This window comes from Scytonema sp. NUACC21 (genome assembly GCF_054684315.1).
Window position 1 is genome coordinate 1 of sequence record NZ_BAAFZH010000029.1, and the last position, 24,984, is coordinate 24,984.

22 protein-coding genes and 8 pseudogenes are annotated in these 24,984 nt (G+C 43.3%); 16 read left to right on the forward strand and 14 right to left on the reverse strand.

Annotated features, from left to right (window positions below; genetic code table 11):
- The 7 genes and pseudogenes from ACYRY3_RS02365 to ACYRY3_RS02395 form a co-directional block, all read left to right on the forward strand.
- On the forward strand, window positions 1-977 hold a 977-nt coding region (locus ACYRY3_RS02365), incomplete at its 5' end, for a ribulose bisphosphate carboxylase small subunit (RefSeq protein ID WP_460200184.1).
- Window positions 978-1,200: 223 nt separating this feature from the next.
- Window positions 1,201-1,914, forward strand: coding sequence for a transferase (locus ACYRY3_RS02370; protein ID WP_460200185.1), 714 nt, complete (start codon window positions 1,201-1,203; stop codon window positions 1,912-1,914).
- A gap of 104 nt (window positions 1,915-2,018) precedes the next feature.
- Window positions 2,019-2,885, forward strand: a complete 867-nt coding sequence (locus tag ACYRY3_RS02375; protein ID WP_460200186.1) for a DUF815 domain-containing protein — start codon at window positions 2,019-2,021, stop codon at window positions 2,883-2,885.
- A 131-nt stretch (window positions 2,886-3,016) separates the two neighbouring features.
- Window positions 3,017-4,324, forward strand: coding sequence for a tellurite resistance TerB C-terminal domain-containing protein (locus tag ACYRY3_RS02380; protein WP_460200187.1), 1,308 nt, complete (start codon window positions 3,017-3,019; stop codon window positions 4,322-4,324).
- Between the two features lie 72 nt (window positions 4,325-4,396).
- A pseudogene (locus ACYRY3_RS02385) lies at window positions 4,397-4,918 on the forward strand (BREX system ATP-binding domain-containing protein); the annotation flags it as partial.
- 287 nt (window positions 4,919-5,205) lie between these two features.
- On the forward strand, window positions 5,206-5,502 hold the full coding sequence (locus ACYRY3_RS02390; protein WP_460200205.1) for a hypothetical protein: 297 nt from the start codon (window positions 5,206-5,208) through the stop codon (window positions 5,500-5,502).
- Window positions 5,503-5,714: 212 nt separating this feature from the next.
- Window positions 5,715-6,677 (forward strand): WD40 repeat domain-containing protein, encoded by a 963-nt coding sequence (locus tag ACYRY3_RS02395; protein WP_460200206.1) that lies wholly within the window; start codon window positions 5,715-5,717, stop codon window positions 6,675-6,677.
- A gap of 74 nt (window positions 6,678-6,751) precedes the next feature.
- On the opposite strand, the pseudogene rpoC2 reads toward ACYRY3_RS02395, so the two are convergent.
- From rpoC2 to ACYRY3_RS02415, 4 genes and pseudogenes are all read right to left on the reverse strand, one after another.
- A pseudogene (rpoC2, locus tag ACYRY3_RS02400) lies at window positions 6,752-7,381 on the reverse strand (DNA-directed RNA polymerase subunit beta'); the annotation flags it as partial.
- A gap of 2 nt (window positions 7,382-7,383) precedes the next feature.
- A pseudogene (gene secA, locus ACYRY3_RS02405) lies at window positions 7,384-9,564 on the reverse strand (preprotein translocase subunit SecA); the annotation flags it as partial.
- A gap of 331 nt (window positions 9,565-9,895) precedes the next feature.
- Window positions 9,896-10,441, reverse strand: a complete 546-nt coding sequence (locus tag ACYRY3_RS02410; RefSeq protein ID WP_460200188.1) for a hypothetical protein — start codon at window positions 10,439-10,441, stop codon at window positions 9,896-9,898.
- Window positions 10,442-10,693: 252 nt separating this feature from the next.
- A complete protein-coding gene (locus ACYRY3_RS02415) occupies window positions 10,694-10,846 on the reverse strand; it encodes a ribbon-helix-helix domain-containing protein (RefSeq protein ID WP_460200189.1) in 153 nt (50 codons plus the stop codon).
- 178 nt (window positions 10,847-11,024) lie between these two features.
- Between ACYRY3_RS02415 and ACYRY3_RS02420 the strand changes: the two genes are divergently transcribed.
- On the forward strand, window positions 11,025-11,375 hold the full coding sequence (locus ACYRY3_RS02420; protein ID WP_460200190.1) for a hypothetical protein: 351 nt from the start codon (window positions 11,025-11,027) through the stop codon (window positions 11,373-11,375).
- A gap of 138 nt (window positions 11,376-11,513) precedes the next feature.
- Here ACYRY3_RS02420 and ACYRY3_RS02425 read toward each other — a convergent pair whose 3' ends face one another.
- A complete protein-coding gene (locus tag ACYRY3_RS02425) occupies window positions 11,514-11,819 on the reverse strand; it encodes an ImmA/IrrE family metallo-endopeptidase (RefSeq protein ID WP_460200191.1) in 306 nt (101 codons plus the stop codon).
- Window positions 11,820-12,289: 470 nt separating this feature from the next.
- Here ACYRY3_RS02425 and ACYRY3_RS02430 point away from each other — a divergent pair, with 470 nt between their 5' ends.
- Both ACYRY3_RS02430 and ACYRY3_RS02435 read left to right on the forward strand, forming a co-directional pair.
- A complete protein-coding gene (locus ACYRY3_RS02430) occupies window positions 12,290-12,424 on the forward strand; it encodes a hypothetical protein (protein ID WP_460200193.1) in 135 nt (44 codons plus the stop codon).
- Window positions 12,425-12,541: 117 nt separating this feature from the next.
- The gene (locus tag ACYRY3_RS02435; RefSeq protein ID WP_460200194.1) at window positions 12,542-13,996 is read left to right on the forward strand and encodes a hypothetical protein; all 1,455 of its coding nucleotides are present in this window, start codon (window positions 12,542-12,544) and stop codon (window positions 13,994-13,996) included.
- Window positions 13,997-14,094: 98 nt separating this feature from the next.
- Here the strand turns inward: ACYRY3_RS02435 and ACYRY3_RS02440 are convergent, their stop codons facing one another.
- Entirely contained in the window at window positions 14,095-14,331 is a 237-nt protein-coding gene (locus ACYRY3_RS02440) for a type II toxin-antitoxin system RelE/ParE family toxin (protein ID WP_460200207.1), read from the reverse strand.
- A 401-nt stretch (window positions 14,332-14,732) separates the two neighbouring features.
- Between ACYRY3_RS02440 and ACYRY3_RS02445 the strand changes: the two genes are divergently transcribed.
- The 4 genes and pseudogenes from ACYRY3_RS02445 to ACYRY3_RS02460 all read left to right on the forward strand — a co-directional run.
- Window positions 14,733-14,915, forward strand: coding sequence for a hypothetical protein (locus ACYRY3_RS02445; protein ID WP_460200195.1), 183 nt, complete (start codon window positions 14,733-14,735; stop codon window positions 14,913-14,915).
- Window positions 14,879-16,300: pseudogene (locus ACYRY3_RS02450) on the forward strand (nickel-dependent hydrogenase large subunit); the annotation flags it as partial. The gene ACYRY3_RS02445 and the pseudogene ACYRY3_RS02450, both read left to right, overlap by 37 nt.
- 290 nt (window positions 16,301-16,590) lie before the next feature.
- Complete coding sequence (locus ACYRY3_RS02455; protein WP_460200197.1) at window positions 16,591-17,016, forward strand: hypothetical protein; 426 nt, start codon at window positions 16,591-16,593, stop codon at window positions 17,014-17,016.
- 106 nt (window positions 17,017-17,122) lie between these two features.
- Window positions 17,123-17,395 (forward strand): annotated as a pseudogene (locus tag ACYRY3_RS02460) (hydrogenase maturation protease); the annotation flags it as partial.
- Here the strand turns inward: ACYRY3_RS02460 and ACYRY3_RS02465 are convergent.
- Window positions 17,395-18,183: pseudogene (locus tag ACYRY3_RS02465) on the reverse strand (biosynthetic arginine decarboxylase); the annotation flags it as partial. The pseudogenes ACYRY3_RS02460 and ACYRY3_RS02465 sit on opposite strands and share 1 nt — an antisense overlap.
- A 194-nt stretch (window positions 18,184-18,377) precedes the next feature.
- Between ACYRY3_RS02465 and ndk the strand changes: the two are divergent.
- The gene (gene ndk / locus ACYRY3_RS02470; RefSeq protein WP_460200198.1) at window positions 18,378-18,827 is read left to right on the forward strand and encodes a nucleoside-diphosphate kinase; all 450 of its coding nucleotides are present in this window, start codon (window positions 18,378-18,380) and stop codon (window positions 18,825-18,827) included.
- A gap of 102 nt (window positions 18,828-18,929) precedes the next feature.
- On the opposite strand, the gene ACYRY3_RS02475 is transcribed toward ndk, so the two are convergent.
- From ACYRY3_RS02475 to ACYRY3_RS02490, 4 genes are all read right to left on the reverse strand, one after another.
- Complete coding sequence (locus ACYRY3_RS02475; RefSeq protein WP_460200199.1) at window positions 18,930-19,652, reverse strand: TerC family protein; 723 nt, start codon at window positions 19,650-19,652, stop codon at window positions 18,930-18,932.
- A 173-nt stretch (window positions 19,653-19,825) separates the two neighbouring features.
- Window positions 19,826-19,969 carry a hypothetical protein gene (locus ACYRY3_RS02480; RefSeq protein WP_460200200.1) on the reverse strand — a complete coding sequence of 48 codons (144 nt, stop codon included), beginning with the start codon at window positions 19,967-19,969 and terminating at the stop codon, window positions 19,826-19,828.
- Between the two features lie 97 nt (window positions 19,970-20,066).
- The gene (locus ACYRY3_RS02485; RefSeq protein WP_460200201.1) at window positions 20,067-20,390 is read right to left on the reverse strand and encodes a type II toxin-antitoxin system HicB family antitoxin; all 324 of its coding nucleotides are present in this window, start codon (window positions 20,388-20,390) and stop codon (window positions 20,067-20,069) included.
- Complete coding sequence (locus ACYRY3_RS02490) at window positions 20,377-20,646, reverse strand: type II toxin-antitoxin system HicA family toxin (protein WP_460200202.1); 270 nt, start codon at window positions 20,644-20,646, stop codon at window positions 20,377-20,379. Before ACYRY3_RS02490 ends, ACYRY3_RS02485 begins: the two co-directional genes overlap by 14 nt.
- 1,050 nt (window positions 20,647-21,696) lie before the next feature.
- Between ACYRY3_RS02490 and ACYRY3_RS02495 the strand changes: the two are divergent.
- Window positions 21,697-22,452 (forward strand): annotated as a pseudogene (locus ACYRY3_RS02495) (serine/threonine protein kinase); the annotation flags it as partial.
- On the opposite strand, the pseudogene ACYRY3_RS02500 reads toward ACYRY3_RS02495, so the two are convergent.
- The 3 genes and pseudogenes from ACYRY3_RS02500 to ACYRY3_RS02510 all read right to left on the reverse strand — a co-directional run.
- Window positions 22,448-22,807: pseudogene (locus ACYRY3_RS02500) on the reverse strand (anthranilate synthase component I); the annotation flags it as partial. The pseudogenes ACYRY3_RS02495 and ACYRY3_RS02500 overlap by 5 nt on opposite strands.
- A gap of 106 nt (window positions 22,808-22,913) precedes the next feature.
- Window positions 22,914-23,345: a photosystem I reaction center subunit II PsaD gene (locus ACYRY3_RS02505; RefSeq protein ID WP_460200203.1), complete on the reverse strand. Its 432-nt coding sequence runs from the start codon at window positions 23,343-23,345 to the stop codon at window positions 22,914-22,916.
- A 148-nt stretch (window positions 23,346-23,493) separates the two neighbouring features.
- Window positions 23,494-24,984, reverse strand: a 1,491-nt coding sequence (locus tag ACYRY3_RS02510) for an ATP-binding protein (protein WP_460200204.1), incomplete at its 5' end; no start/stop codon positions are given.

A 24,984-nucleotide genomic window follows, 5' to 3' on the forward strand; every position in this document is an offset into this window, starting at 1 on the left:
GCTTGGGTGCTGAAACGGTAGAGCAAGTACGCTATCTGTTGAATCAAGGGTATAAGATTGGCACAGAACATGTGGACCAACGACGTTTTCGTACAGGGTCTTGGCAAAGTTGCCAACCAATAGAAGCAAGGTCAATGGGAGAAGCGATCGCAGCTTTGGAAGGTTGTCTGGCAGATCATTCTGGAGAATACGTGCGGTTATTTGGTATCGATCCAAATGGCAGACGGCGTGTACTAGAAACTATAATACAACGTCCGGATGGGGCAGTTAAAGCATCGGCTAGCTTTAAAGCACCCACCAGTAGTAATGGCAGTTACAACGGTAATGGTGCCAGCAACGGTAGCTACAGCAATGGTGCCAGTAGCAACAGGCTGAGCCCGGACACTATAGACCAAGTCAACCAGCTATTAAACCAGGGATATAAAATCGGTACGGAACACGTAGATGAGCGGCGCTTCCGTACAGGTTCGTGGCAAAGCTGCAGCCCCATTGATACAACGAATGCAAGAGAAGTGGTCGCCGCCTTGGAAGAATGCATGGACAATCACCAAGGAGAGTACGTGAGGTTGATTGGAATTGACCCCAAAGCCAAGCGAAGGGTTTTAGAAAGCATCATTCAACGACCCAACGGCTCAGTTCCTTCATCTAGCTCCTCTAAATCGAGTTACACCTCATCTTCGGGCACCTCAACAGCCACTGCACCTGTTACCAGTACCCGTTTGAGTTCCGAGGTCGTGGAACAGCTCCAACAGCTGATTGCTGGCGGGTATAAAATTAGCGCAGAACACGTAGACCAGCGACGGTTCCGTATAGGGTCTTGGGCTAGCTGCGGACAAATCCAGGCGAAGTCAGCACGAGAAGCAGCAGCAGCATTGGAAGCTTACCTGAATGAATATCAAGGAGAGTACGTGCGGCTAGTTGGCATTGACCCCAACGCCAAACGCCGTGTATCAGAGGTGATTATCCAACGCCCATAATCTAGGAGATAAGGATACGGTAGACACGGTAGACAAGGAGAACGGGGATAACGAGGACAACGACGACAAAGGAGACAAGGCAGACAAGAGGGACAAAGCAGACCAAGCAAGCTAGCATTTTCTCCCTCTCTCCCTCCCTCCTTCCCTCCCTCCTTCCCTCCCTCCCCCACTCCCTCCCTCCTCCCTCCCTCCCTCAATCAAAATTTCTGAGGTTACACTTACCATGTCAGGGCCACCACTGCGCCTAAGAGATAACTTTGATTCTTACATTGGTGGCGAGGTAATTATTCATCCGAGTGCTGTAATTGCACCTGGTGTGATACTACAAGCAGCTCCAAATAGCAAAATCATCATTGGTCCGGGGGTTTGTATTGGCATGGGGTCGATTCTCCAAGTCCATGAGGGAACCCTAGAGATACAAGCAGGCGCGAACCTGGGGGCTGGTAGCTTGATGGTTGGTCAGGGCACAATTGGAGCAAACGCTTGCATTGGAGCAGCAACAACAATTTTTAATTGTTCTGTTGGCTCAGGACAAGTTATTCCACCGGGGTCGGTTTTGGGAGACACCAGTCGGCAGACTATATCAGCCGAGCTGATTGATGAAATAGAACAACCACAACCATCGACAGGTAACTTCCGTTTGCGGAACCCAGAGTCGAACAATGGAATAGCAGGGCAAGGAAACCAGGAGACAAGGGTAGAACAATCCCGCGCTCAAGTTTCCCCGCAATCCCAATTTGCAGAGACTCCAAAGCCCCCTGTTGGAGAAACTGTCCCCAAACGGGAAGAAACCCCCTCTCCTGAGTCACCAGTTCCGACTCCCCAACCAGAAGAGCCTTCTACTGAGTCATCCGGTAGCGTAGGTAGTTATATCTACGGACAAGAAAGCATACAGCGGTTGATGATTACATTGTTTCCACACAAAAAGAATCCCTAAGGCTTATTAATATCTGAGGGTCAAACTAAATAAGATAAATAAGTGTTAATTGTTGAGTTGTAAGCCTTGTTTGCAACTCACAATTGAGTCCCTGGAGAATTCACATGGACGCCTACAATCAACGGTCAATAAGTCAAGCCCAGACATCCTACCGTCAAGACGATCTCAGGGATACTGCCTTGGGGATGGTATCTACCCAGAGTTTTCCAGCGATAGTGGGAACGGCGGATAATATGTTGAAATCTGCTGGGGTTCACCTAGTTGGATATGAAAAGATTGGCGGCGGTCAATGTACTGCTATAGTTAGAGGTGCGATCGCGGATGTACGTCTAGCGGTAGAGACAGGAGTTCAAGTTGCCGAACAATTTGGCCAGCTCGTTTCTAGCTTGGTGATTCCCCGACCCTACCCCAATTTAGAACTCGTGCTACCCATCTCCAAACGCTTTAGTGTGCTGGCTGAGGATGGCAAGTACAGCCGTTTGAGCAATTTAGCAATAGGTTTGGTAGAAACGCGGGGCTTTCCAGCAATGGTAGGGGCAGATGATGATGCTTTCAAAGCACTCAAAGTGGTTTTAGAGGGGAATTTGACGGCACGACCTCAAAACGTTGTAGTATATGCCACGTCCAACCGTCGCCATTTGATTCGAGAGTTTTTTGCAGACAGACCATCTCCTAAGGACAACGATGAAATTCATGCATGGGATACTATGCAGGAAAAACTTTCTTTTAGCGATCGCTTTGGTTTAACTTTGACTTTTGAACCTGCAAACCAGAAAACTTACTTGCAAATTGTCCATCATCTTGCGCTGCAAGCTGAAATTAATATGACTCGGGAGGATTTGGAATATCGAGCTTTGCAATGGGCTACTCGCCATAATGGTCGTTCTGGAAGGACGGCACGGCAATTTGTTGACTTTTTAAAAGCAGATTTGGCACTATCTAGTTTAAAAAACCATGACATCGGTACATAGTTATAAAATATATTTACTTTTTAACAGTTACCAGTTAGCAGTTCTCAATTATGACTTGTCACTGGTCACTGTTTTACTCGTTACCGATAGAAGCTTAGTGTCATAAAAATACTTATTTTGCTCGCTTAACTATGTTAAAAACCAACAGTATTCAATCATCAATGGTCAGCAATCGATTTATTATAGGTATAGTTGCCTTTGGTGTCAGCTTTGGTCTGAGTCTAGTCCTAAGCTGGGATTTTAATAAAGCCTTTCTCACAGGTATTGTCACCGTACCAGCAACTTATCTAGCAGCCTTTTTTGTAGATAAACGGCGCAGAAACCATGAAATGCTTGTTTTAGATTCTCTTCACAGAAGAATTAGAGAACTTGAAGGCTTGAAATCTCGTATCGTAGCAGAAATTAACCAACTGGAAGCACATAGTGCTTTACTTTACACAGAATCAAGCAAATTACAAAATCAGCTTATAGATCGTCGCTCTCAGAGAGATAGCCTTAATCGAGAGCTAAACTCTTTCTTTGTAGAAAAACAACAGTTAGAAGCACAAATCAGCTATCTACAAAATGAACTGCATACATTAGACAAAACAAAAGTAGAACTCAATAATTCCTTTTCTGCCTTAAATTCGGAAAAACGACGACTGGAATTAAACTGTAATGTATCTCGTTGTGAAATAACACAGTTACAAAATCAAATTTCCGAACTCCAACAACAAAAGCACGAATTAGAAAGTAGCATTACTCTTCTCAACAGGCTAAAGCCGCAGCTAGAAGAAAAATTGTATGAGATGCGTGTTAAAATTCATGAGTTGGAGGTGCAGGAAGAGAAGCAAAATCGATTGCTGACAGCTAAAAAAGCTGAGAAAGCAAGTTTAGAAGTTAGCTTAAATTCTTTGAACACTCAACTTTTAGAGCAACGCAGAGACTTAGAGCAGCTACAAGGGCAAGTTACAATACTGATTGAGGAACGAGACCAGTTGCAAAGTCACGTCTGGGATTTACTTCAACAAATGGAAACCTTGGCTTCAGAACCATCATTCTATAACAACGAGCAGGAAGAAGATACCGATCTTTTCCCCTTCTCTGAACTAATTGACTCTATAGACGCAGTAGATAGTTTAGCAGATAATTCAGAAAACTTATCTGAAGAATGGACTAAACTTGTAGATCTACTACCAGAATATGAAATTCAGGTTTTAGAAGCTATACTAGAGCAAGATAATCCCAATACCAGAATTAAAAAAATAGCAGAAGAAAATATTACAATGCCAAATTTGTTGATTGACTCTATAAACGAACGCGCTCAAGATACAATTGGGGAATTGATAATTGACACGGCTTCAGAAACTCCTGCGATCTATCAAGAATATCTAACAGAAGTGAGAAAAGCGATCGCAAACCACCAAGATATAATGACTAGACAAACCTCAATAAATTAAGTGCATTTACCATATTGATATTCTCGTTTCTGCATAGAAATCAAAAAGCGAGAATAGAACGAGGTGACATACATGGCAAAGCTCAAAATCTCGAAAAAAGTATCTACTGCTTTGATGAACTCTCTTGGTGCTGGGGTAGTACCAAGAGTAGGGTTAGAACATATAGCAGTGGGGCGAGAACAAGAACTGAAAAGTTTATTGCAAAATCTTGATGATATAGCCGAAGGTGTAGCCGCGTTTCGCTTTGTCATTGGTAACTACGGTTCGGGAAAAAGCTTCTTGCTACAATTGATTCGGAACTATGCTATGGAGCAAGGTTTTGTAGTAGCTGATGCTGATTTATCCTTAGAACGCCGACTAGCAGGAAGCAATAACGAAGGATTAGCAACCTATAGAGAATTAATGAGTCACCTAGCAACAAAAACTCGTCCTGATGGGGGTGCTTTAGTTTCAATCTTAGAAGGATGGATTAATAAAATCCAACAAGAAGTAGCAAAAGAAGCAGGGCTGCGTCCCAACGATGATGGGTTTGATGACCAAGTTGAAGAAAAAATTAGAGAAGTTGTTCAATATATAGAAGAGTATTATCCTGGCTCGGTCTAAGGTAGTATTTACACAGAGCACGAGTGTGGTAAGCATAAGTTATTAATAAAGAGAGTTTGAACCAGCTGGAACACCCAGCTGGTTTTGACGCATGACGGAAAAAAGATGTAACAGCAGACAATTCCCCGTGTCTTTACATCCATCTCAATTTTCCTTAATGGCTTCTCCTACTTTAGAAAAGTATAATGAAGTGGAGGCGGTTATTAAAAACTCCATCTGTAATTGAGATATTCTTAGTATATTTACACAAAAGATTAATAGGAACACCTTAAGCTGTGATGAATGTTATATTTCCTCGTGTTTTGAAGTCAGCCTATCGTAAAGAACCACTTATTAGTGTATTGATTACGATGGGAATCGTAGACGCAGTCATTGGAGGGCTGGATGATAGTTGGTCGTTGTTTGTAGTTGGCTTGGGGACGGCTGGCATAGCACTAGCCTACAAATTTTTGCGCGTTCAGCAACGTCCTCCCATGCCTGAGGAGCCTGTTGTGCAGCATTACCTACCGGACCGTTCGTCAAGTTCTGCTCTACCCATGCTAACGGTTTCTAAGAAAAAACCACCCTACTCATAAAGTTTGGGCTGTAAGCTTACCCCACCTTGGCTTTGCCTGAAGGTGGGAGACAGTATTGCTCTACGCATCCATGCTCCTCAATTTTGCATGACAAGGTAAACTTAGGAACATAGTAAAAGTGTTATTTTGTCATGTATATGTTTTTATTAAGGAAAAATATCCTGATGTTGGTGGGTGTCGCAAGCGCTACTGCTATTGCCCCTCTGGTTCAAATGCCATCTGTGTTTGGAGCAGAAGCTCAAGCTGTACCAATACCAGTTACTCAACCCAAAACAAACTTTGCCAACCCACTGTTGCTTTATAGCTTTAGGGAAAATTTAGGCACAATTAAATCCCTCGCCTTTAGCCCCGATAGCAGAATTCTGGTCGGTGGGGGTTCGGAAAATGAGGGGATCGTCCGTATGTGGGACACATTAACAGGTAGAAGACTCGCGACTATCAACAGAGCACATACAACGGCAGTGGAATCTATATTGATCTCGCCAGATGGTCAAACTCTTGCCACTTCTAGCACGGATAACACGATTAACCTTTGGAATTTGGTGAGTAATAGGTTTACTCGTTCCTTTGTGGGGCATACAAGCAATGTGCTATCCCTAGCGGTGAGTCCAGATGGCAAAATTCTCGCTAGTGGGGCGTTGGATGGCATCCGCTTGTGGGATTTACTACAGCAGCGTCCACTGGCAACTTTGGTACGCTTTGATAACTTTATTTATACGCTGGCAATTAGCCCTGATGGTCAGACCCTTGTCAGTGGTGACAGACGAGGTATTATTAAGTTCTGGGATTTGAACTCTGGAAAATTAATTCGTACAATTCCAGATGCACATTTCAATACGATTACCAAAATAGTTTTTACCCCAGATGGCAGTACTTTGGTTAGTGCCAGTCGCGATCGCACCATCAAACTTTGGAACGCCAGTACTGGTACATTTGTTCGTAACCTCACGGGACACAACAACTGGGTAAATTCAGTCACCATCAGCCCTAACGGACAAACTCTTGCAAGTGCTGGCAGAGATGGAATTAAAGTTTGGAATTTAACAACAGGTGAGTTATTAAATACACTCTACGGGCATACAGATTGGGTCAGTACCATTGTTTTTAGTCCTGACGGCACAATGCTTGCCAGTGGGGGATTTGATAGGAGAGTCAATATTTGGCTGGCTCAGTAGGGCAATAGGGAAGGAAATACAGAGGGAACAAAGGAGCAAGCAAGAAAAATTCCCTTGCTCCCTCAATTCCTTATTTAATACAAATCGTCCTCATCCTCATCATCATCAGAATCCTCGTAATCGTCTTCTACGAGGTCATCCTCAGGATCGATGGCAGTACCACTTGGAAGTATCAAATCCTCATCATCCAAAATAGACTTATCTGAGGTGCGTCTAAATCCATCGCTTCCCAGTGTAGGAGGTTCGAGTTGATAAGCACGGGCTGTGCGATCGTCAAGAACCATATCGAGTGGATCGTCAACTTCATCCAAGACACTGCTACTCATGTCAGTAGAGTAGTCCTCAATTGTACCGGGTTCTTCATAGGCATTGAATCCGGTACCTGCGGGAATCAGTCGTCCGATAATGACGTTTTCCTTCAAACCGCGCAACCAGTCAGACTTACCTTCAATAGCTGCTTCCGTCAAGACCCTTGTTGTTTCTTGGAAGGATGCAGCAGAGATAAAGCTATCTGTGTTCAAAGATGCTTTGGTAATACCTAACAGTACGGGTGTGTATTGTGCTCTTGCACCGCCAGTGATTGCCATTGCCTCATTAACTTGTTCGACCTGGCGCAATTCCACCAATTATCCGGGAAGCATGGTGGTGTCACCACCATCATCAATCCTGACTTTGGAGGTCATCTGACGGACAATCACTTCGATGGGATGTCGTAGTAGTAGGTTTCAACTTTTTTCTGAGCGCCTTCCAAACTGCGGGTTAGCATTCCGGATTCAATAGGCATATCTTCATCTACGTTGAAAGCGTCCATGAGACGCGACACGCGATCGCCACCAAAAATCCGCAGTAAGTTATCTTCTAAACTCAGGAAAAATCTTGTCGAACCGGGGTCACCTTGGCGTCCCGCACGTCCCCGCAACTGGTTGTCAATTCGCCGTGACTCGTGACGTTCTGTACCAATAACGTGCAACCCACCGAGTTGTACCACTTCATTGTGTTCGTTCTTGGTGAAAGCTTCGTACTCGTGCTTAACTTGGTTGTAAGCTTCCCGCAGTTTTTGAATCACTGGGTCATCTGTTGGCGCTTTTTCTGCCGCCACCGCGACTTTGTCTTCAGCTTCCAGTTCTGATAAACTGCGATCGCCGTACTCCCGCACTGCAATATCCACCGCATCTTTCAGCAACTTTTCTGCTTCTTTTGATAACTGAGTGGGGAAAACCTGTGGCGATGCCTTCCAAGTTTTTACTTTTTTACCTGGTACAAAACCTTGACCGCCCCCAGTTCCCGCAGGGGGTAAGCCTGCTGCTCTGTGGATACCAAAAGCATCTTCATCGTCCGGTCTGACAATGCGGGGCATAAAGTATTCCCGCATCTTGAGGCGTGCCATGTACTCAGCATTACCGCCTAGAATAATGTCAGTACCTCTACCCGCCATATTGGTCGCAATCGTCACAGCACCTTTCCGTCCTGCCTGTGCGACAATCTCCGCCTCACGCTCTACGTTCTCCGGTCTGGCATTTAACAACTCGTGAGGAATTTCCATTTCCCTCAACAGTTGTCGGAGATATTCTGATTTTTCTACACTAGTAGTTCCCACTAGAACTGGTCTTCCAAGATTGTGCATTTCAGCACATTCAGCTGCGATCGCCCGCCATTTCCCTGTTTCAGTCTTAAAGACCATATCAGGCAAATCTTGGCGTAGTCTCGTTCTATTTGTAGGAATAATTGCTACTTCCAGTTTGTAAATTTTTTCAAACTCGGCTTCTTCGGTCTTAGCTGTTCCCGTCATACCAGACAACTTGGGATACAGCAAGAACAAATTCTGATAGGTAATTGTCGCTAGAGTTTGAGTTTCCGGTTGAATTTCTACCCGTTCTTTAGCTTCAATTGCTTGGTGAAGACCATCACTCCAACGGCGTCCTGGAAGAACCCGACCGGTAAATTCATCTACAATAACAACTTCTCCGTTGCGGACAATGTAGGTTACGTCTTTCAGGAAAAGTTCTTTTGCCTTAATAGCATTAAACACAAAGTGTGCCCAAGGGTCTTCTGGGTCAAATAAATCTTTGACTTCCAAAAGCCGTTCTGCTTGTGCAAAACCTTCATCTGTCAACAGCACATTACGAGCTTTTTCGTCTACTTCATAGTGCTCGTCTTTTTGGAGTGCTAATGCTATTTCAGCTGCTTTGAGATATTTTTCCGTTGGTCGTTCCACCTGTCCGGAGATAATCAGTGGTGTCCGCGCCTCATCAATCAAAATCGAATCTACTTCATCAATTACGCAGTAATTAAACGGGCGTTGCACCACATCCGCCATTGATGTCGCCATGTTGTCGCGTAGGTAGTCAAAACCTACCTCACTGTTGGTGACATAAGTAATATCACAGTCGTAATTTTTCTTGCGTTCGTTCGGCGTCATGCTTTGCTGAATCAGCCCCACGCTTAATCCCAAGAAACGATGAACCTGTCCCATCCATTCTGCATCTCGACGAGCCAGGTAATCATTTACGGTGATAACATGAACGCCTTTGCCTGTAAGAGCATTTAAATAACTCGGTAATGTAGCAACCAGGGTTTTGCCCTCACCAGTCTTCATTTCGGCAATTTGCCCTGAGTGAAGAATAATACCGCCTAACATTTGAACATCAAAGTGACGCAATCCTAACACTCGGCGTCCTGATTCCCTCACCACAGCAAACGCTTCTGGCAGGATATCATCCAGACTTTCGCCTTTGCTAAGACGCTGTTTAAACTCTGCTGTCTTGCCCTTTAACTCCTCGTCAGAAAGGGCTTTTATATCTTCCTCTAGAAGATTAATGTCTGTAATGTAAGGTTGGTATTTTTTAAGCTTACGAGCGTTGGGGTCGCCCAACAAAGTTTTTAGCATGGCAGATTATAGAACAGAATTAGGGGGGACGGAGATTAAAGGATTGGGATTTATTATAAACACTTGACCCAACCCAGCCTTCGTTTTGGATGGGTTAGTTGTGAAAACTAGCTCAAAAACGACATTATTAACAGCCAATCAGGTTTTTTAATGATTGGATTTAATTTCCAGCTTAAATTTAAACTGTCTTCATAGTATCATTTTGCCCACAACTGAAGCAGCAAAGCCTGACTGTAGAGAGGTAGCGATTTCCCCCCTTGGGAAGTGGGGATGGGGAGAGGGGGGAGAGGGGGAGAGAGGGAGGGAGGAATATGCCTTGCCTGTTCTTTACTCAAGAAGTTACAAGCTCTTGGTGAATTAACTTTTTCATTCTCTTTCTTTGCTTTCTATAATTTTCAGATTTGATAACGCTTCCAGTTTTGGATTTATCACTATCAAAGTGCATATTACCTTCTGTTAAGAGCGAACCTTGCTTTATCATCAATCCATTATATGGGCACGAATCATATCCACAATTATGTTTTGAATACTCTCCGAAGTTTCTATGTTTTATCTTTTTCTTTTTAAGAATTTTTTCTTGATTGACTCGGATACATTTCCATATTTCCTTTTCGTCTGCTACTGTCAGATTTTCTCCAAGCGTCTTTAAACAAAAATATGTATAAGGGTCTTTCAACTGTAAAAATTCAAAAGCCTTCTGAAATTGTTTGTTAGCATAATCTCTTATTTCAAGTTTTTGATTTAAATCTAACTTTTTCGTCTCAACAAGAGAGCGAAATAATCCAAGTGTGTTCCAATCTGAAAACTTTTTATAGTTGTCTATAATATGTATATATTCATTATAAGTAAGAGAATTGAATTTGCGCCCTATTTTCATCTCTAGAGTTTGTGGATTGATTTCAATATAAATATTATCTGAGCTACACTGATAACTATCTACAAGTTAATAAATTGACATTCCAGAAATTTGTCCCTTCAATATTGGTACAGTAAATCGGCAAATATTGCTTATTGACTAGCGTGCTTGCTGGCGACGCCGTTGTAACTTCTGCTGTAGTTGGCTGAACACGGTTTCGCTATCAACAACTTCCCGGCGTAATGATGCTTCTACAGCGATCGCGATTTCTTGTTACAATTCTTCAAATCGCCCCCTGTAGATGCGTTTGCGCTCTGCCAATATCTGTAGTGCAGCCAGGACAACTTCTTCTTTTGAAGCGTATTTACCGCTTTCTACCTGGCTTTGGACAAACTGTTCAAGTTCTGCAGTGAGTGACAGATTCATTGTGACTTACCATATATTACGAGAAAATATTCTTACAGAATGGATTGAGCAAATTGCTAGGAAAGACGACATGATTCATTTGGCACAGCGATTGGCAGATACTATTTACAGTGGGAGTTAGGACATTTTATACCCGAACCCAACACAAATATTGAGTTTTTAGCAATTAACATTGTCTATGGCTGCTTTTAACAATGAGTCTTGTACTTGCATGAGTCCTGATAGATTCCGCTACGGAACGTTTTTATCCAGATGGCTGGGAATTGATGAAACCAATGGTAGATTTGGTGAAGTTTCGATTGACCAATGCCATTCCTGCAAGCGTTTGTGGTTGCATTACTTTGTTGAGTACGAGCATTTATCAGAGTCCGGTAGATGGTATCGGGGGATGATTAATGATGAAATGGCTCAATTAGTCACACCACAAACTGCTGTCGAAATTCTGAGCAATCTCGAATGGCATTTCTACGGAGGTTCTTATTTTTTCGGCAAGTCTGGGCGCTCTCGCGGCAAGATTAACGTGAGTTAGATATTTTATCTCTTTATAAATTGCACGAATTTTGGCTGTCTCTTTTGCTAAGTCGATGGCTTCCATTTCTGATAAACGGCGCAATATGACTTGATAGCTCACTCGAAAATATCGTTTGAGTTCAACAATATTCTTAGTTTAGGCATACATCCGTTCAAATTCAGCTTGGGGAACCAGTAGATGACTTGCAAAATAATTAGTAACCTGCTCTCGTGCTTTTTCTTCTTCTTTAGTTCCCTCCTCAACTAAAGTGTCTTGGTACTCTACCCGGTGGAAGATAAGGTGTCCAATTTCATGAGCCAAAGTAAACAACTGACGTTCAATAGTTATGCCATCTGTATTTACTAAGACAAAAGCAACCTCAGTTTCACTACAGGCACTTAGACCAAAGAAACCTTTAATTGGAATTGACTTGCGTATAACTTTTAAACCAATTTCTTCCACAGATTGAAACAGGTTAACAATGAGTGCATCCAGGTTGGATAGTTTCTTGGCTCAATGACAAAGTAGTATCTAATCATCGGGGAATTGCCAACAGCAAACAGATTCAACATCGGAGCTACTACATTTGGTACAAACAACTTCAATGAAAGAATCTATCCATTCATATCCACATCTACGACAGTGGCAGAAAATGTTGTTACGATTAGCCATTTTAATACCCGTGTGCCACTCGTATAATTGGGATTGGTTTTGAAAAGGAAAAGGATTTGACATTTTATGTCAAGTTAAAAACAGCAGTTAATATTATATTTTTTCAAAGGACGTCCGAACAAGGAGCGCTCACCTCAGACCAAAGCTTTAAGGCCGCATGCTCAAGTGACCCCACTTTGAATTGAGCAAAGTTTTAACATGAAGATATCTAACCAATTCTGGACGTTGGAATGTAGTCCGTCTATAATGTTACTAGACTGATGTTTGGCAAACCGAAGCGGGGGCTAAAACCAGGGGGGTTCTGCCAAAATCGCCAGAACCTAGACAAGTTAATAGCTTACACTGAGGGATTAGGAGACATTATATTAGCGGATTACCGCAACAACCCAGGATAGGCAGGATAGCGTATAAAACTCTAAAAAATCATAATTTTCTGGAAAAAATAACCAATTTAGCTATACTATCGTCGCAGTTACGAGATATTTATCAGCCAAAAAATCAGGAGGGTTGGCATGAAGCGCAGTCAAAAAACCATGATGAGCTTATTCATGCTGACTTTGGGTTTAGTATTAGCAGCGTCTTCAGCCCAAGCTGAACCAAAAGTTACCCTAAACCCCTCCAGTTTGACGGTGGTGGGAACGCAATGTCCAGTTTTTTTTAAATGCCCGCCTGTTAAACGCAACCTACTTGTCCAAACAAATGAGGCGATCGCTAATTTGCAGGTCATCACCCTAGACTTAAATCGAGCTGATTCGTCTGCTGTTGTCTCAGAAGACGCCATTCGCCCAACCCTATTGACCAAATCCGTACAGCCCAAACAACCTTTAATAGTTCCATTAGAGTTAAATTTCAACCAAATCCGCAGTGGAGAGTATAGCGGTCAATTGCTTGTGATTTATGAAAAGGGTGAGTTATCCATTCCAGTCATAGTGCGACTTAAAGACCACTGGTTTTTTCCTTTGCTTGTGCTTTTACTGGGTGTTGGGCTGGGAATTGGAGTTTCAGCCTATCGCAATGATGGTATGCCTCGCGACGAAATCGTAGTACAAGTTGGTCGCATCCGCACTCAAATGCAAGCTGACTCTGAATTGGCACAATCATTCCAAGGAAAAATCGCCGGACATTTAATAGATGTAGAAACGACTTTGGCTTCCAAACGTTGGGATGAAGCAAGGCTTGCAGTAACCCAAGCACAAGCGGTTTGGGATAAATGGCGAAAAGAAAGGGAAGATTGGGTAGCGCTGGTAAACTATTTGTCTGAGTTATTTGATAGCCTCAAATCTCTAAATGGTGATGCACCTTACGTTCAAGGAGTGCGTAGCCAGTTGGAAAACGCAAAGCGACAAGCACCTGATAGAGAAAACACCCAAAAGTTTCACGAAGAATTGCATAATTTACGACAACAAATAACTCGCTACAAGCAAGGACAAGCCAAACTCGACCAGTTCAACAACCTGAGAAATGAGTTAACTCAGTTAGCACCCCAAAAGGATGAGTCTTTAAGACGCATATCACAAGGTTTGCAGCACGAACTAGACGGTCTGACTCCAAGCGATGAAAATGCTTTTAAGGAATGGCATAAGAAAGTTGACAACGAAATTGACGAATTAGACAAAGCTATTAAGCAACAAGCACCTTCTGAAACTGGGGGTACTCCAATGACCGCTAGAGATGCCAACTACACAATACCACCAACGCTTCCCAACCCAGTTCCTGAAGTCACTTCTGCACAACCAAGTCCAAAACAAGCCGCCCGGAATATATATTGGTTTAACTGGTTAAGTTACGCGATCGCGGTAGGACTCTTAGCAGGGGCTGGTTTTGGGCAACTTTATGCGACCCAACCCATGTTTGGTGCTAATGGCTGGAGTGATTATTTTACCCTGCTAGCTTGGGGCTTTGGAGCAGAGGCTACCCGCGATGCCATTACTAAGGTTGTTCGTGACTGGAAATTGCCAGGGCTTTAGTAAACAACTATCGCTTACTGAGGTAATTTTTTCCAAACACAAAAAACAGGTAGGTTCGCAGGAATTATCGCCCTATAAAAAAAACTTAACCTCAACAATTACCAATTCAGGAAAATCGATGGAAAATCTCTTGCTCCATGTAAAATTCGCAAAATCTGTATGGCATCATCAGTAATGCGGTAGAAAATACAATAGTTTCCCTCAATCAGGCAGCGCATCCCTGCCAGTAACTCGTCGCGCCTGACACCCAATTCAGGATTTGCGCTTAAGCGATCGCATCGTTGCTCTAGTTTTTCAAGCACGCGATCCGCCGTATCGATGTTGTCCTGAGCAATATATGGGGTTCAGCCGGGATACGCGCAAAACAGGACACGTTGTAAATTTTTATTGCAGAGCGTGTTTTATTGATTTACCAACTTGCCCATAAATGATATTGGGGTCATCAAAATTTGGCACGGTAAAATCAACTCTTCACCCCTTTCAGTGCCTCAAGCTTGCCCATAAACAATCATTAAATAGGGGTTTATTTCTTCGTTATACAAAGTAAACGACAACAACAAAAGCGTGGTATTTTCCGTTGTGTAGAAATCTAAATCTGGGTTTTTATATACAGTTAACAAAGTTTACAACGTGTCCCATTTACAGGTATCCCGGCTGAACCCCATGTGGTGCAAAATATCGCAACTAGATTTTTCATGTATAATTTAATGTATTTACTAAACATTTAGACGGTGATATGGCAGGTATCCCCCCGCAACTGCTCAACCGATTGCGTCAAGCACTTTTAGAATGCGAACAATTTGAGAGCGATCGCGATCTCAGGGCCATTTTTACCTATGAGCCTCTCCGTCCTTGGCGTTCTAGCTTACCCCAAGCCCAGAGCCTCGTGTCTGCGGTATCTGCGGTGCCTCCCATTTGACCAGTGCAGCCTGGGCTTTAGATACAGCATGGGAAACAGAAGTTCCTCGCAATGCTATCTTGGCAAGAAACCTGGGTCAAATTGTCGAAACAATTCAAAGTATCCCCCGCTACTTTTACGGTCTGTTTGCAATTGATTTGACCAACAAAAAGTATCGGTACAGCCACTTTTATCAAGAAGCTTGCAGGCGCTTTGCAGCCTTCACCGGCAAGTCTTACGAACTAGGTGTCACCATTTCCAGTAAACCAGTAGAAATTTACGCTCTCTTTGGAGGTCAATGGCCCCATTCTAGCTACATGGTACCTGGTGGTGTAATGTGTACCCCTACCTTAACGGACATCACCCGTGCTTGGTCGATTCTGGAATATTTCCGCACAAATTGGTTAGAACCAGTGTGGTTGGGTTGTTCTTTAGAGCGTTACGAACAAATCAAAAGCTATGAAGACTTTATGATTTGGTTGGACGAAAGCCCAAGCCATGCCAATTCTGACTTGGGTTTCTACTGGCGCATGGGTTTAGATATCGGTTTACACAAATATGGTGCGGGTGTAGGTCGGTATATCAGTTGGGGATACTTACCTCACGAAGCAAAATACCAGAAGCCAACAATAGAGGGACGAAATGCAGCCCTTATTATGAAGAGTGGAGTGTATGATAGTTTTACCGATACTCACACCCCAATGGACAATGCTTTTGTCCGGGAAAATACCGCTCACTCCTGGTATGACGAATTGACAGAAGACGTTCACCCCTTCGATCGCACAACCAAACCCATCAAGAATAACGTCAAAGACTTCAAAGGAAAATATTCTTGGTCAACAGCAGTTCGCCATCAAGAATACGGACGTTTGGAAGCGGGACCTCTTGCACGTCAGTTGGTCGCAGGCGGTAAGTATGGTGAACCCTGGCAGCACTACGACAAATTTATCCTGGACACATTCAAGCAGTTGGGAGGCGCAAGTATCCATTTACGTCAACTTGCACGAGTTCACGAAATGGTTAAGTTGTACCGACAAGCAGAACACTGCCTGCGTGAGTTCCGGTTAAATGACACCTGGTATATCAAACCTAAAGAAAAAGATGGGCGCGGTTGGGGCGCAACCGAAGCAGCACGAGGCGCTTTGTGTCACTGGCTGGAAGTGGAGGGTGGTAAAATTAAAAATTACCAAATTATGGCTCCCAGTACCTGGAATATAGGACCCCGTGACGCTGAAGGAATACGCGGACCTATTGAGGAAGCTTTAATTGGAACACCCGTATTCGATCCAAGCGACCCTGTGGAAGTCGGTCATGTGGCGCGGTCGTTTGATTCCTGTCTCGTTTGTACCGTTCACGCCCACGATGCGAAAACAGGTAAAGAACTAGCCCGTTTTCGTACAGCATAATAACCTCACTCAACGGCGGGAAGCAATAAAACCGGCAAGATGCCCATTCTATAGGAATTGTAGGGTGGGCACCGCCCACCGTAGAACAGGCAACAATTGTAGGGTGGGCACCGCCCACCATAGAACAGGCAAGATGCCCATTCCACTTACGGCATAGCAAGATGTAAATTTTGCAAAGAATTGTAGGGTGGGCACCGCCCACCGTCTTACGGCATAGCAAGATGTAAATTTTGCAGTCTAGCGTCAGAGTCTTGAGCTTCTTTTTTCTTTCATTTACAATTGGTGAACCCGTGACAGAACCAACACTACACAAACATCTTTCACACCTGAATGATGAAGCGCTGCAAGAATTTACACAATGGTGTGTCTTAGAACAAGCAACAGCAGCAGGATACGAATTTACTCCCAATTTACAACAATTAGAAAACCTTCCCCCACAAGACTTTGTCCAAGAACTTATTACTCAATTTTTGGAAGTCACGAGAAACTCGATTGAAGGTGGTTTGGCTCTTCTTCTGGCTGGGAAACAAGCCGACCAGCATGCTTTGCCCGGATTGGGAACTTTAGTTGATTTTATTTCGCTGTATGTTTTGTATTTAGTTCCAAAAGGCAAGAAAAACATATTACCGCCAGATGAAAAACTAGCTGAAGCATCCAAAGAGCAACTGGCAAAATTGTCTGAAATTGGTCAGAAATATGGTGTAACTATCGGATAGCTTGGATTAGTTGATTGTGTGGTAATTTGCCACACGATCTGCATACCATTTCATCTTTCCTCACCTGAAAATCGTTATAATCAACATTCACCGTTGGACGGAATTCATGTTAACAATCATAGGTTGTGGAAATCTAAATCGCAGTGACGATGCTGTAGGTGCGATCGTTGCCCAACGCCTACAGCAATATCTTGCCCAAAATCCCCATCCTGATGTGAGAGTCTATGACTGCGGTACGGCAGGAATGGAAGTCATGTTTCAGGCAAGAGGTAGTAGCAAATTAATTATTATCGATGCGAGTTCAACAGGTTCCGAACCAGGTGCTGTGTTTAAAGTTCCAGGAAAAGAACTGGAAAATTTACCAGAAGCCAGCTATAACGGAATTGTCAGACCAAATTTAGCGCGATCGCCAGTTGAACCGCCCCAGCGTCCCATCCCTTGGGTACTGAGTTTGGCTCTAACACCTACAATAGGTTTGATCCCCAACTGGCGGCTTACTTCAATGACGAGATCCACCTCTTCTATTTGTTCTAGAACGATAATCGGCGTTTGTCCGAGCCGCTGCGCCAGCATCGCCGTTTCGATATATTCCCGATCTTTATAGCCGTTACAAATTAACAATGCTCCTGGTGTATCTAACAGCGCCAAAGCGATCATTAACTCAGGCTTGGAACCTGCTTCTAAACCAAATTGATGGGGTTTCCCAAACCGCACTAAATCTTCAACTAAATGCCTCTGCTGGTTGCACTTTACAGGAAACACGCCACGGTAAACGCCAGGATAGTTATAGCGGGCAATAGCTTTGGCAAAACAAGCGTTTAACCGTTCGATCCTATCTTCCAAAATATCGGAAAACCGGATTAACAGGGGTAGTCCTAAGTTACGCTGCTTGAGGGCGTGAACTAACTCATACAAATCAAGAGAACCGCCGCGATCGCCCTTAGGAGAAACAGTGATGTGACCCGCAGCGTTGATCGAAAAGTAGGGTTGTCCCCAACCTTCTATCCTGTAAAGTGCTTCGCTATCCTCTATCTTCCAGACGCGACTACCATCTGCTGTCGTTGTTGACAGCAGTTTTTGTTGTTTTTGTCCTTTCACTTCGATTTTAGAGCTATTGGAGGGCGGTTTCACCACCTCTTCTGATGTAGTTGTTAAATCACCACGCATTTCTTTCCTGACCTTTTTGTTTCACCCACGAATTTACAATGTATCTTATTCATTCCGAAGCGCATATGCATTCGGAGATACTTTCTGAGATAATCTCTGATTGTCATTTGTCATTTGTCATTTGTCATTAGTTCCTAACTAAGAATAGATGACACGGGACAAAGGACTCATTCACATAGTTTGAGGAGATAGCTTTGGAACGCACATTCATAGCAATTAAGCCCGATGGCGTACAGCGCGGACTAATAGGTGAAATAATCCGCCGCTTTGAGACTAAAGGCTTTACCCTCGTCGGTTTAAAGTTTGTCAAGGCTTCCCGAGAATTGGCTGAACAACATTACGATGTTCACCGAGAAAGACCTTTCTTTGGCAACTTGGTCGAGTTTATCACTTCGGGTCCAGTTGTGGCGATGGTTTGGGAAGGAGACGGTGTTGTCGCCGCTTCCAGAAAGGTCATTGGCGCAACAAACCCCTTAACATCAGAACCAGGTACGATTCGAGGTGACTTCGGTATTAATATTGGTCGCAACCTCATTCATGGTTCCGATGCAATTGAAACAGCACAACGGGAAATTTCCTTATGGTTTAAGGAAGAGGAACTGGTTGCTTGGCAACCGCATTTGACACCTTGGTTGCGCGAGTAGTCTTTGCTGCAGTGCTTGTGTTCAATAGTTAAACCATAACAAATCCCACCTCTAGTTGAGGTGGGACTTCTTGCTCAGTCTATCTAAACAAAATAAGGAATTTTACTTTTGCACTTCCGTCTTTTCGGGTTCCTCTGTCGTAATTTCCGAAACATCCCGTTTAGAAAATCCCCATGCCAAAATTAGGGCAATCGAAGTAATCATGAACCATTGTGGCGGTACGAAAGAATCGTTTATGACTTTTAAGAGCAAGCGCAAGCCCACTAGCGATACAGTGATATAACCGGCATCCTCTAAGTAAGTATATTCATCTAACCAACGAATGAATAAACCCGCCATAAAGCGCAGGGTAATGACACCAATGGTAGTCCCTGTGAGTACCAGCCAAGTTTCATCAGAAACTGCGATCGCCGTCGTCACGCTATCGAGGGAAAAAGCCAAATCTGTTAAGGCAATCACGGGGATCGCTTGCCACAGAGAATTAAATCGAGGTCCGTGGTGTTGATGGTCTTCCCCTTCATCTGATGTAAAATGTTGGAATACCAACCACAGTAAGTAGGTTGCCCCTAGGAACTCGAACTGCCAAAACTTTTGCACCCAGGTTGCTGTGAGAAGTAAAGTGATTCGCAAAACATAGGCAACAACTAAGCCAATATTTAGCGCCTGACGTTCGAGGTTTTTGTTCCCCAGTCCTTGAGCGATAGCTGCAAGCGCGATCGCATTATCTGCCGAAAGCACCGCCTCTAAAAAAATGAGGATAAGCAGAACTATAGGTGCTTCTACGCTGGGATGAAAGTGGAGGTATTCAAAAATTTGGTCTAGCATTCCTGTTTTCTCAAGCAGCAAAGATTAAAAATTAGCAGCAAAATACGGCTTAATATACAAAACGCAACAAAATGCTACTCTTATCCAGCTTAACTTGTAGCTGGTGGATTTTATCCTAATATTGTGTCTTCACCATTCTATACCGCAATTTGTAAATTCCATAGCATCCTGTATTATTTGTTACTTCTCATTCCAAGATTTTGTGTAGGTTGGGTTGAGGAACGAAACCAAGATTTTGTGTAGGTTGGGTTGAGGAACGAAACTAGCAAAACGTTGATATCTTTAATCAATTGTTCGCGTTCCTGTTCGGTTTTCATAATTAAGCCTCTTTCAGATTGTTCAAACGCTAGATCTGGAAGTTCCAAAGTAACAAACTTACAGAGTCACAAGCTAACAGAGTATGAGTTAACTCATTTAACTAACATATAGGGACAAGCTTTTTTCAACCAATGAGTTAAGGCTTTGCCCCTCTTTTTTTGCTTTAGCCACAATTTTTTTATGTAAAATCGGGTCAATCCTTACCATGAATTTACCTGAGAATGGGCGATCGGGCTCCTCCCCCCGTTCTCTACAAAAATCTAAATAATCTTCCACTGAATCAGCAAAAGCTTGCTTTAGTTCGTCTACGCTACGACCTTGAAAAGTAATCACATCCCGAATATTAATGACTTCACCGTGAAAAATTTCTGCCTCATCATCAAATTCAACAATTGCCTCATATCCTTTATACTTCATCATTTTTAATCCCCGCTTCTGTTAAAAACCGCCGCATCGACTTAACAGCACCTTTGTCAGTTTCTTTTTCAGGGTGTGGTCTGTGAAACGTAGCTCTTACATCATTAAGAGCAAATCTGACTCTCGATCCTCTTCCCTCTGATACCTCTGTACCAAGAGCAATTAGGAGAGACTCGATATCACTCCATAAAATATCGGATCTGATAGGGTTTTGAAAAAGAGCATCAAGAGTTTTTTGGTGTTTACTGTTAAGTTCCATTCTTATAGTATCACTAGATGATACTATAATGAACTAAATTGGTTACATTTTGCACGCATCTTAAAGATTAAGGTAAGGAGGGGAGAGGATAACAGAGAACACCTATCACCGAATTGCTGTTGATTGGGGTGTTGAGCAAACAGCACAAGTTAGCTGATACCAATGAAGCCGAACTAACCCGTAGCACTAAGTCTGAAAGTAACAGAGTAACGAACTTACAGAGTTTAAAAAGCGAGAAGACTAAAAAAGTCGCCTAAGATTGGCGACTAGTCATGTAATAAACAAAATTAAGCATTTCTACTGCTAATTTTGTTTAGGCTTCTTAACAAACTTAACTGTTATTAGCCACTAAGACATCTCTTTTTTCTGGTACTGCTGGTACCATTCTGCAAGCACGGGCAGAATTCATCTCCATTTTGAAATCCCCGAAGCTTGTTGTAACGTGCTTGCCATATCTGCCTTTTTCATATGAGAGTGAAAAGTCAGGATTTGTAGAGGTGATCGTCAGGAATTTTCAGTTTACACCAGCTTCCTACTTTGTCGTGCATCGTATTACAGCAATTTTCAGGTAGTTATATCAAGTTCGGTTAAATACTTATCATTACCCTAAAAACATCATATTAGACCACAATCTTAGGGGCGCAAGGCATTGCGCCCTTACACACGGTGTGGTTCATTTATATGAAAACTGCTGTATCATTTCGGCTCCAACTAGAACAGGTCACTCGCAGCTCTACACGTTTGAGCGAATATCCGAGCAATAAACTTTTTGATTATACTGAAGGAGTAATGGCACGAGCGAGTGGTAATAAAAATTAATAATTCTGCTCTGACTGGATGACGATCGCAAAAGCAGTCAATCGACTTCTCGCTCAAGCTATGCTAGAATACCCTAAAAAATAGCAAATTGATATTTTAAAAAGGTAATCTACGATTTAACTCGCTATGCCCAAGATTTACCTAGAACTTTTAATAGGTGTTCCTGGTGCGATCGAACATAACAATCACTAGAGTCATAGCTAACGCTTGAGACTTATCGGGGAGAGTTCGATGATTGCTTTAGCCGGGGTTACCATTCAAAGCAAAATCTATGAGAGTTCAGCATCCCTGGTGTATCGAGGGATTGGAATGCTAGATGAGCGCTCGCTTGTGGTAAAAATGCTCAAGCATTCCAATCCCTCTGTCCAAGAATTGATTCGCTACAGACAGGAATATGAAATCATTCACTCTCTCAATGTAGAAGGAGTGATTAAAGCATACAGTCTACAGGAGTATCAACGCACTCTTGTTATTATATTAGAAGACTTTGGCGGAGAGTCCTTAGAGCAATGGATGTACAAGCGCCCAGAGACTTTCTGTCCCATGCCCTTATCTCAGTTTCTCCGTCTTGCGATCGCACTGACAGAGACTCTGGGTAGAATTCACGCGGCTAATGTCATTCATAAGGATATTCACCCAGGAAACATCATTCTCAATCCAGAGACGGGTGTTGTTAAAATCATTGACTTTGGAATTGCAACTCAATTTAACCGTACAAATCCGACTTTCAAAAGCCCCCATGTATTGGAAGGTACGCTGGCTTACATCTCTCCCGAACAAACAGGGAGGATGAATCGAATGTTAGATTACCGCACAGATTTTTATTCCCTTGGTATTACGTTTTACAAACTTATCACGGGACACTTACCATTTTCAACAACAGACATACTTGAGCTAGTCCATTGTCATATTGCAAAACAACCTGTTAGCCCTCACGAACTTAATAAAACAATTCCTCAAGCAGTTTCAGATATTATTTTGAACCTCCAATTCCTGGAGGTAACTCGGGTAATTTCACTGGGTTATACGGTTCCAAGCACCTGGCTAATACTGTAAAGGGGTCACCTTCAAAGACTTCCTGAAAACCATTCCGGTGTGTTTGAGTAACGCGATCGCCTCTTGCTTCTAAAATCCATAGTGGGTCACAACCCACAAAACTGTATCGTCCCAGTTTTTCTCCACCTTCCACAGATTCCAGCAAAAAACTGTAAGGCTGACCGGCGCATAATTTGTACCATGCAGATACTGGCGTATCGAGGTCAGCTACCCATTCTTGATACACCGGAACAAAATTGCCCTGTTTAGCTAGCTCGGAAAACTGGGAAAATTCTGGGAAAATCATAAGAACTTGATGTTTGTTAGTAGTCAGCAGTTAGTAGTTAGCAGTTAGTGGTAGTAACAACCAGCTACCAACCACCAACTACTAACTACTAACCAATAGCAATTAACTATGAATTGGGAGCGTCATAAGTAGCTGTACCGCTGAATTTAACTTGAGCGGGGCTGGGGTTTTCACCGATTCTACGGTCGTTATAACGCACTTTTTCGCGACCTGGGTTTACTTTTTCTGGGAAGACACCATCAGCTGGATGGATGTACTGAATTTCTCCGTTGGGATAGATCCGGTAGACTTTGTAGTCTACGATTTTCAATTTCCGGAGAACTTGACCCCCCAGATAAATGCCATACTCCTTGCGGGCTAAGTACAGCAAGTTTTCCCCTTGGCGCATGATAGCAGTGCCACCTGTTGGCAATTCAAAAGGCTGTTGCTTGAGGCTAGTCCAAGTGATAGCGTACTTTTCTTCGATTTCTGCTTTTTTGAGCAAGCCACCAGTGCTGCCACCAAAAACGGGAGTTTGTCCAGAAAGTGTTTCTGCCATAGAGTTCTCTCTCAACGTTTTTAGGGCATACTATCACCGCAACCAGGGTTGTATTGCGATTGCGTCATAGACTGTAACAGTTGTTAGCGATCGGTCATTGGTCATTAATCATTGGTCATTGGTATTACAAATGACCAATGACAAAAAACTATTTACTCTTGACTTTCGCAGGTTTTTGCTCTTGGCTACTTTCAATAATGGGTATGGTAAAGCGAAACTGGCTGCCTTGATTTTTACCATTGGATTCTGCCCAAATTTCACCTCCCCACCCATTAACGATTTGTCGGCAAATCGCTAATCCAAGACCAGTTCCACCGGTTGTACGCCGCAGTGCTCCTTCTTCTTGGTAAAAACGGTCAAACACAATTTCGAGCCGATTGGGTTCAATGCCGCGTCCTGTATCAGCTACGGTGACCTCCACCATCTTATGACGGTTACGCTCAGCTTTGATGGTAATTGTTCCGTCTGAGGGTGTAAATTTACAAGCGTTGTCTACCAGTTTTGCTATGACTTCTACTAGCCAATCACCATCAGCTTTAACCAAAGGTAGGTTTTGTGAAATCTGAGTCTTAATTGCGGGTAGAGCTTCATCGCCAAATCGGGTGCGATTGCGGCTGAGAGCTAAATCAACGCACTCCTGTAAGCTCAGGGATTCAGGATGCCATTCTACTCGACCGCTTTCTAAGTTTGAAAGAGTTAGGAAGTCCTGTATGAGTTTCCGCATCCTTTCTGAGTCAGAAAGTGCTGTGTTGAGCATCACTTGCCGCAACTCTAGGGGCATATCTGGTTCGGTAGCAAGACTTTCCAAGCACACCTGAATTGTGGATAGAGGGGTGCGGAGTTCGTGTCCTGTAATAGCTATCAGGTTACTGCGAGTGCGATCGAGGGCTTCTAGTTGCTGGTTTAGCTTTTCCAAGTTAGCGTATGCTTCTGCTTGGATAAGAGCGACTCCCACTTGCGTGGCAATTGCTTCCACTAAGTCGAAATCTCCAGCCTGCCAATCGTGTATCATTTCTTTACAATAATGTAATTCTACGATACCTAACAAGCGCCCTTGATAAATCACCGGTTCCATTAGCCAGGAGAGTATACCATGTTTTTGAGCAAGTTTTGACAGTGCTTTAGAACTAGTAATATAAGTGTCATTTTGAGTATCAGTAACACAAACACCATCACTTTGCAGCACAACATCTCGAAATAGAAGATTGTTTTCTAAAGGCCAAACTTGCCCTAAAAGGGATGGAACACCAGGGCTCAAAAACTCGTGTTCTATAATAGCTTGGGCATCTGTTGCTTGAGCGCGGTAAATTAAACAACGGCTAGCCCCCAGGTTTTGTCCCAACTCTTGAGCCGCAACTTTGAGAATTTCTTGAGGATTGAGCGATCGCCTGATAGCAGTACTAATAGAGTTGACCAAACGTTCTTTCCGTGCTTGGGCTGAAATAGAACGGTAAGCTTTGTGTAATTTGTACTGGCTCGCTTGGAGATAAGTTACTAAGCGCTGAACAAAGGGATCTGTGTCGATGTTACAAGCATATTCACTGCTTTGCGCGGCTTTTATTGGGTTCTGATGTTCTCCCAGCCCAAACCTTTCGCGTGCCTGTTGAATTTTGTCTGACAGTTCCGGTCTGTATACCAA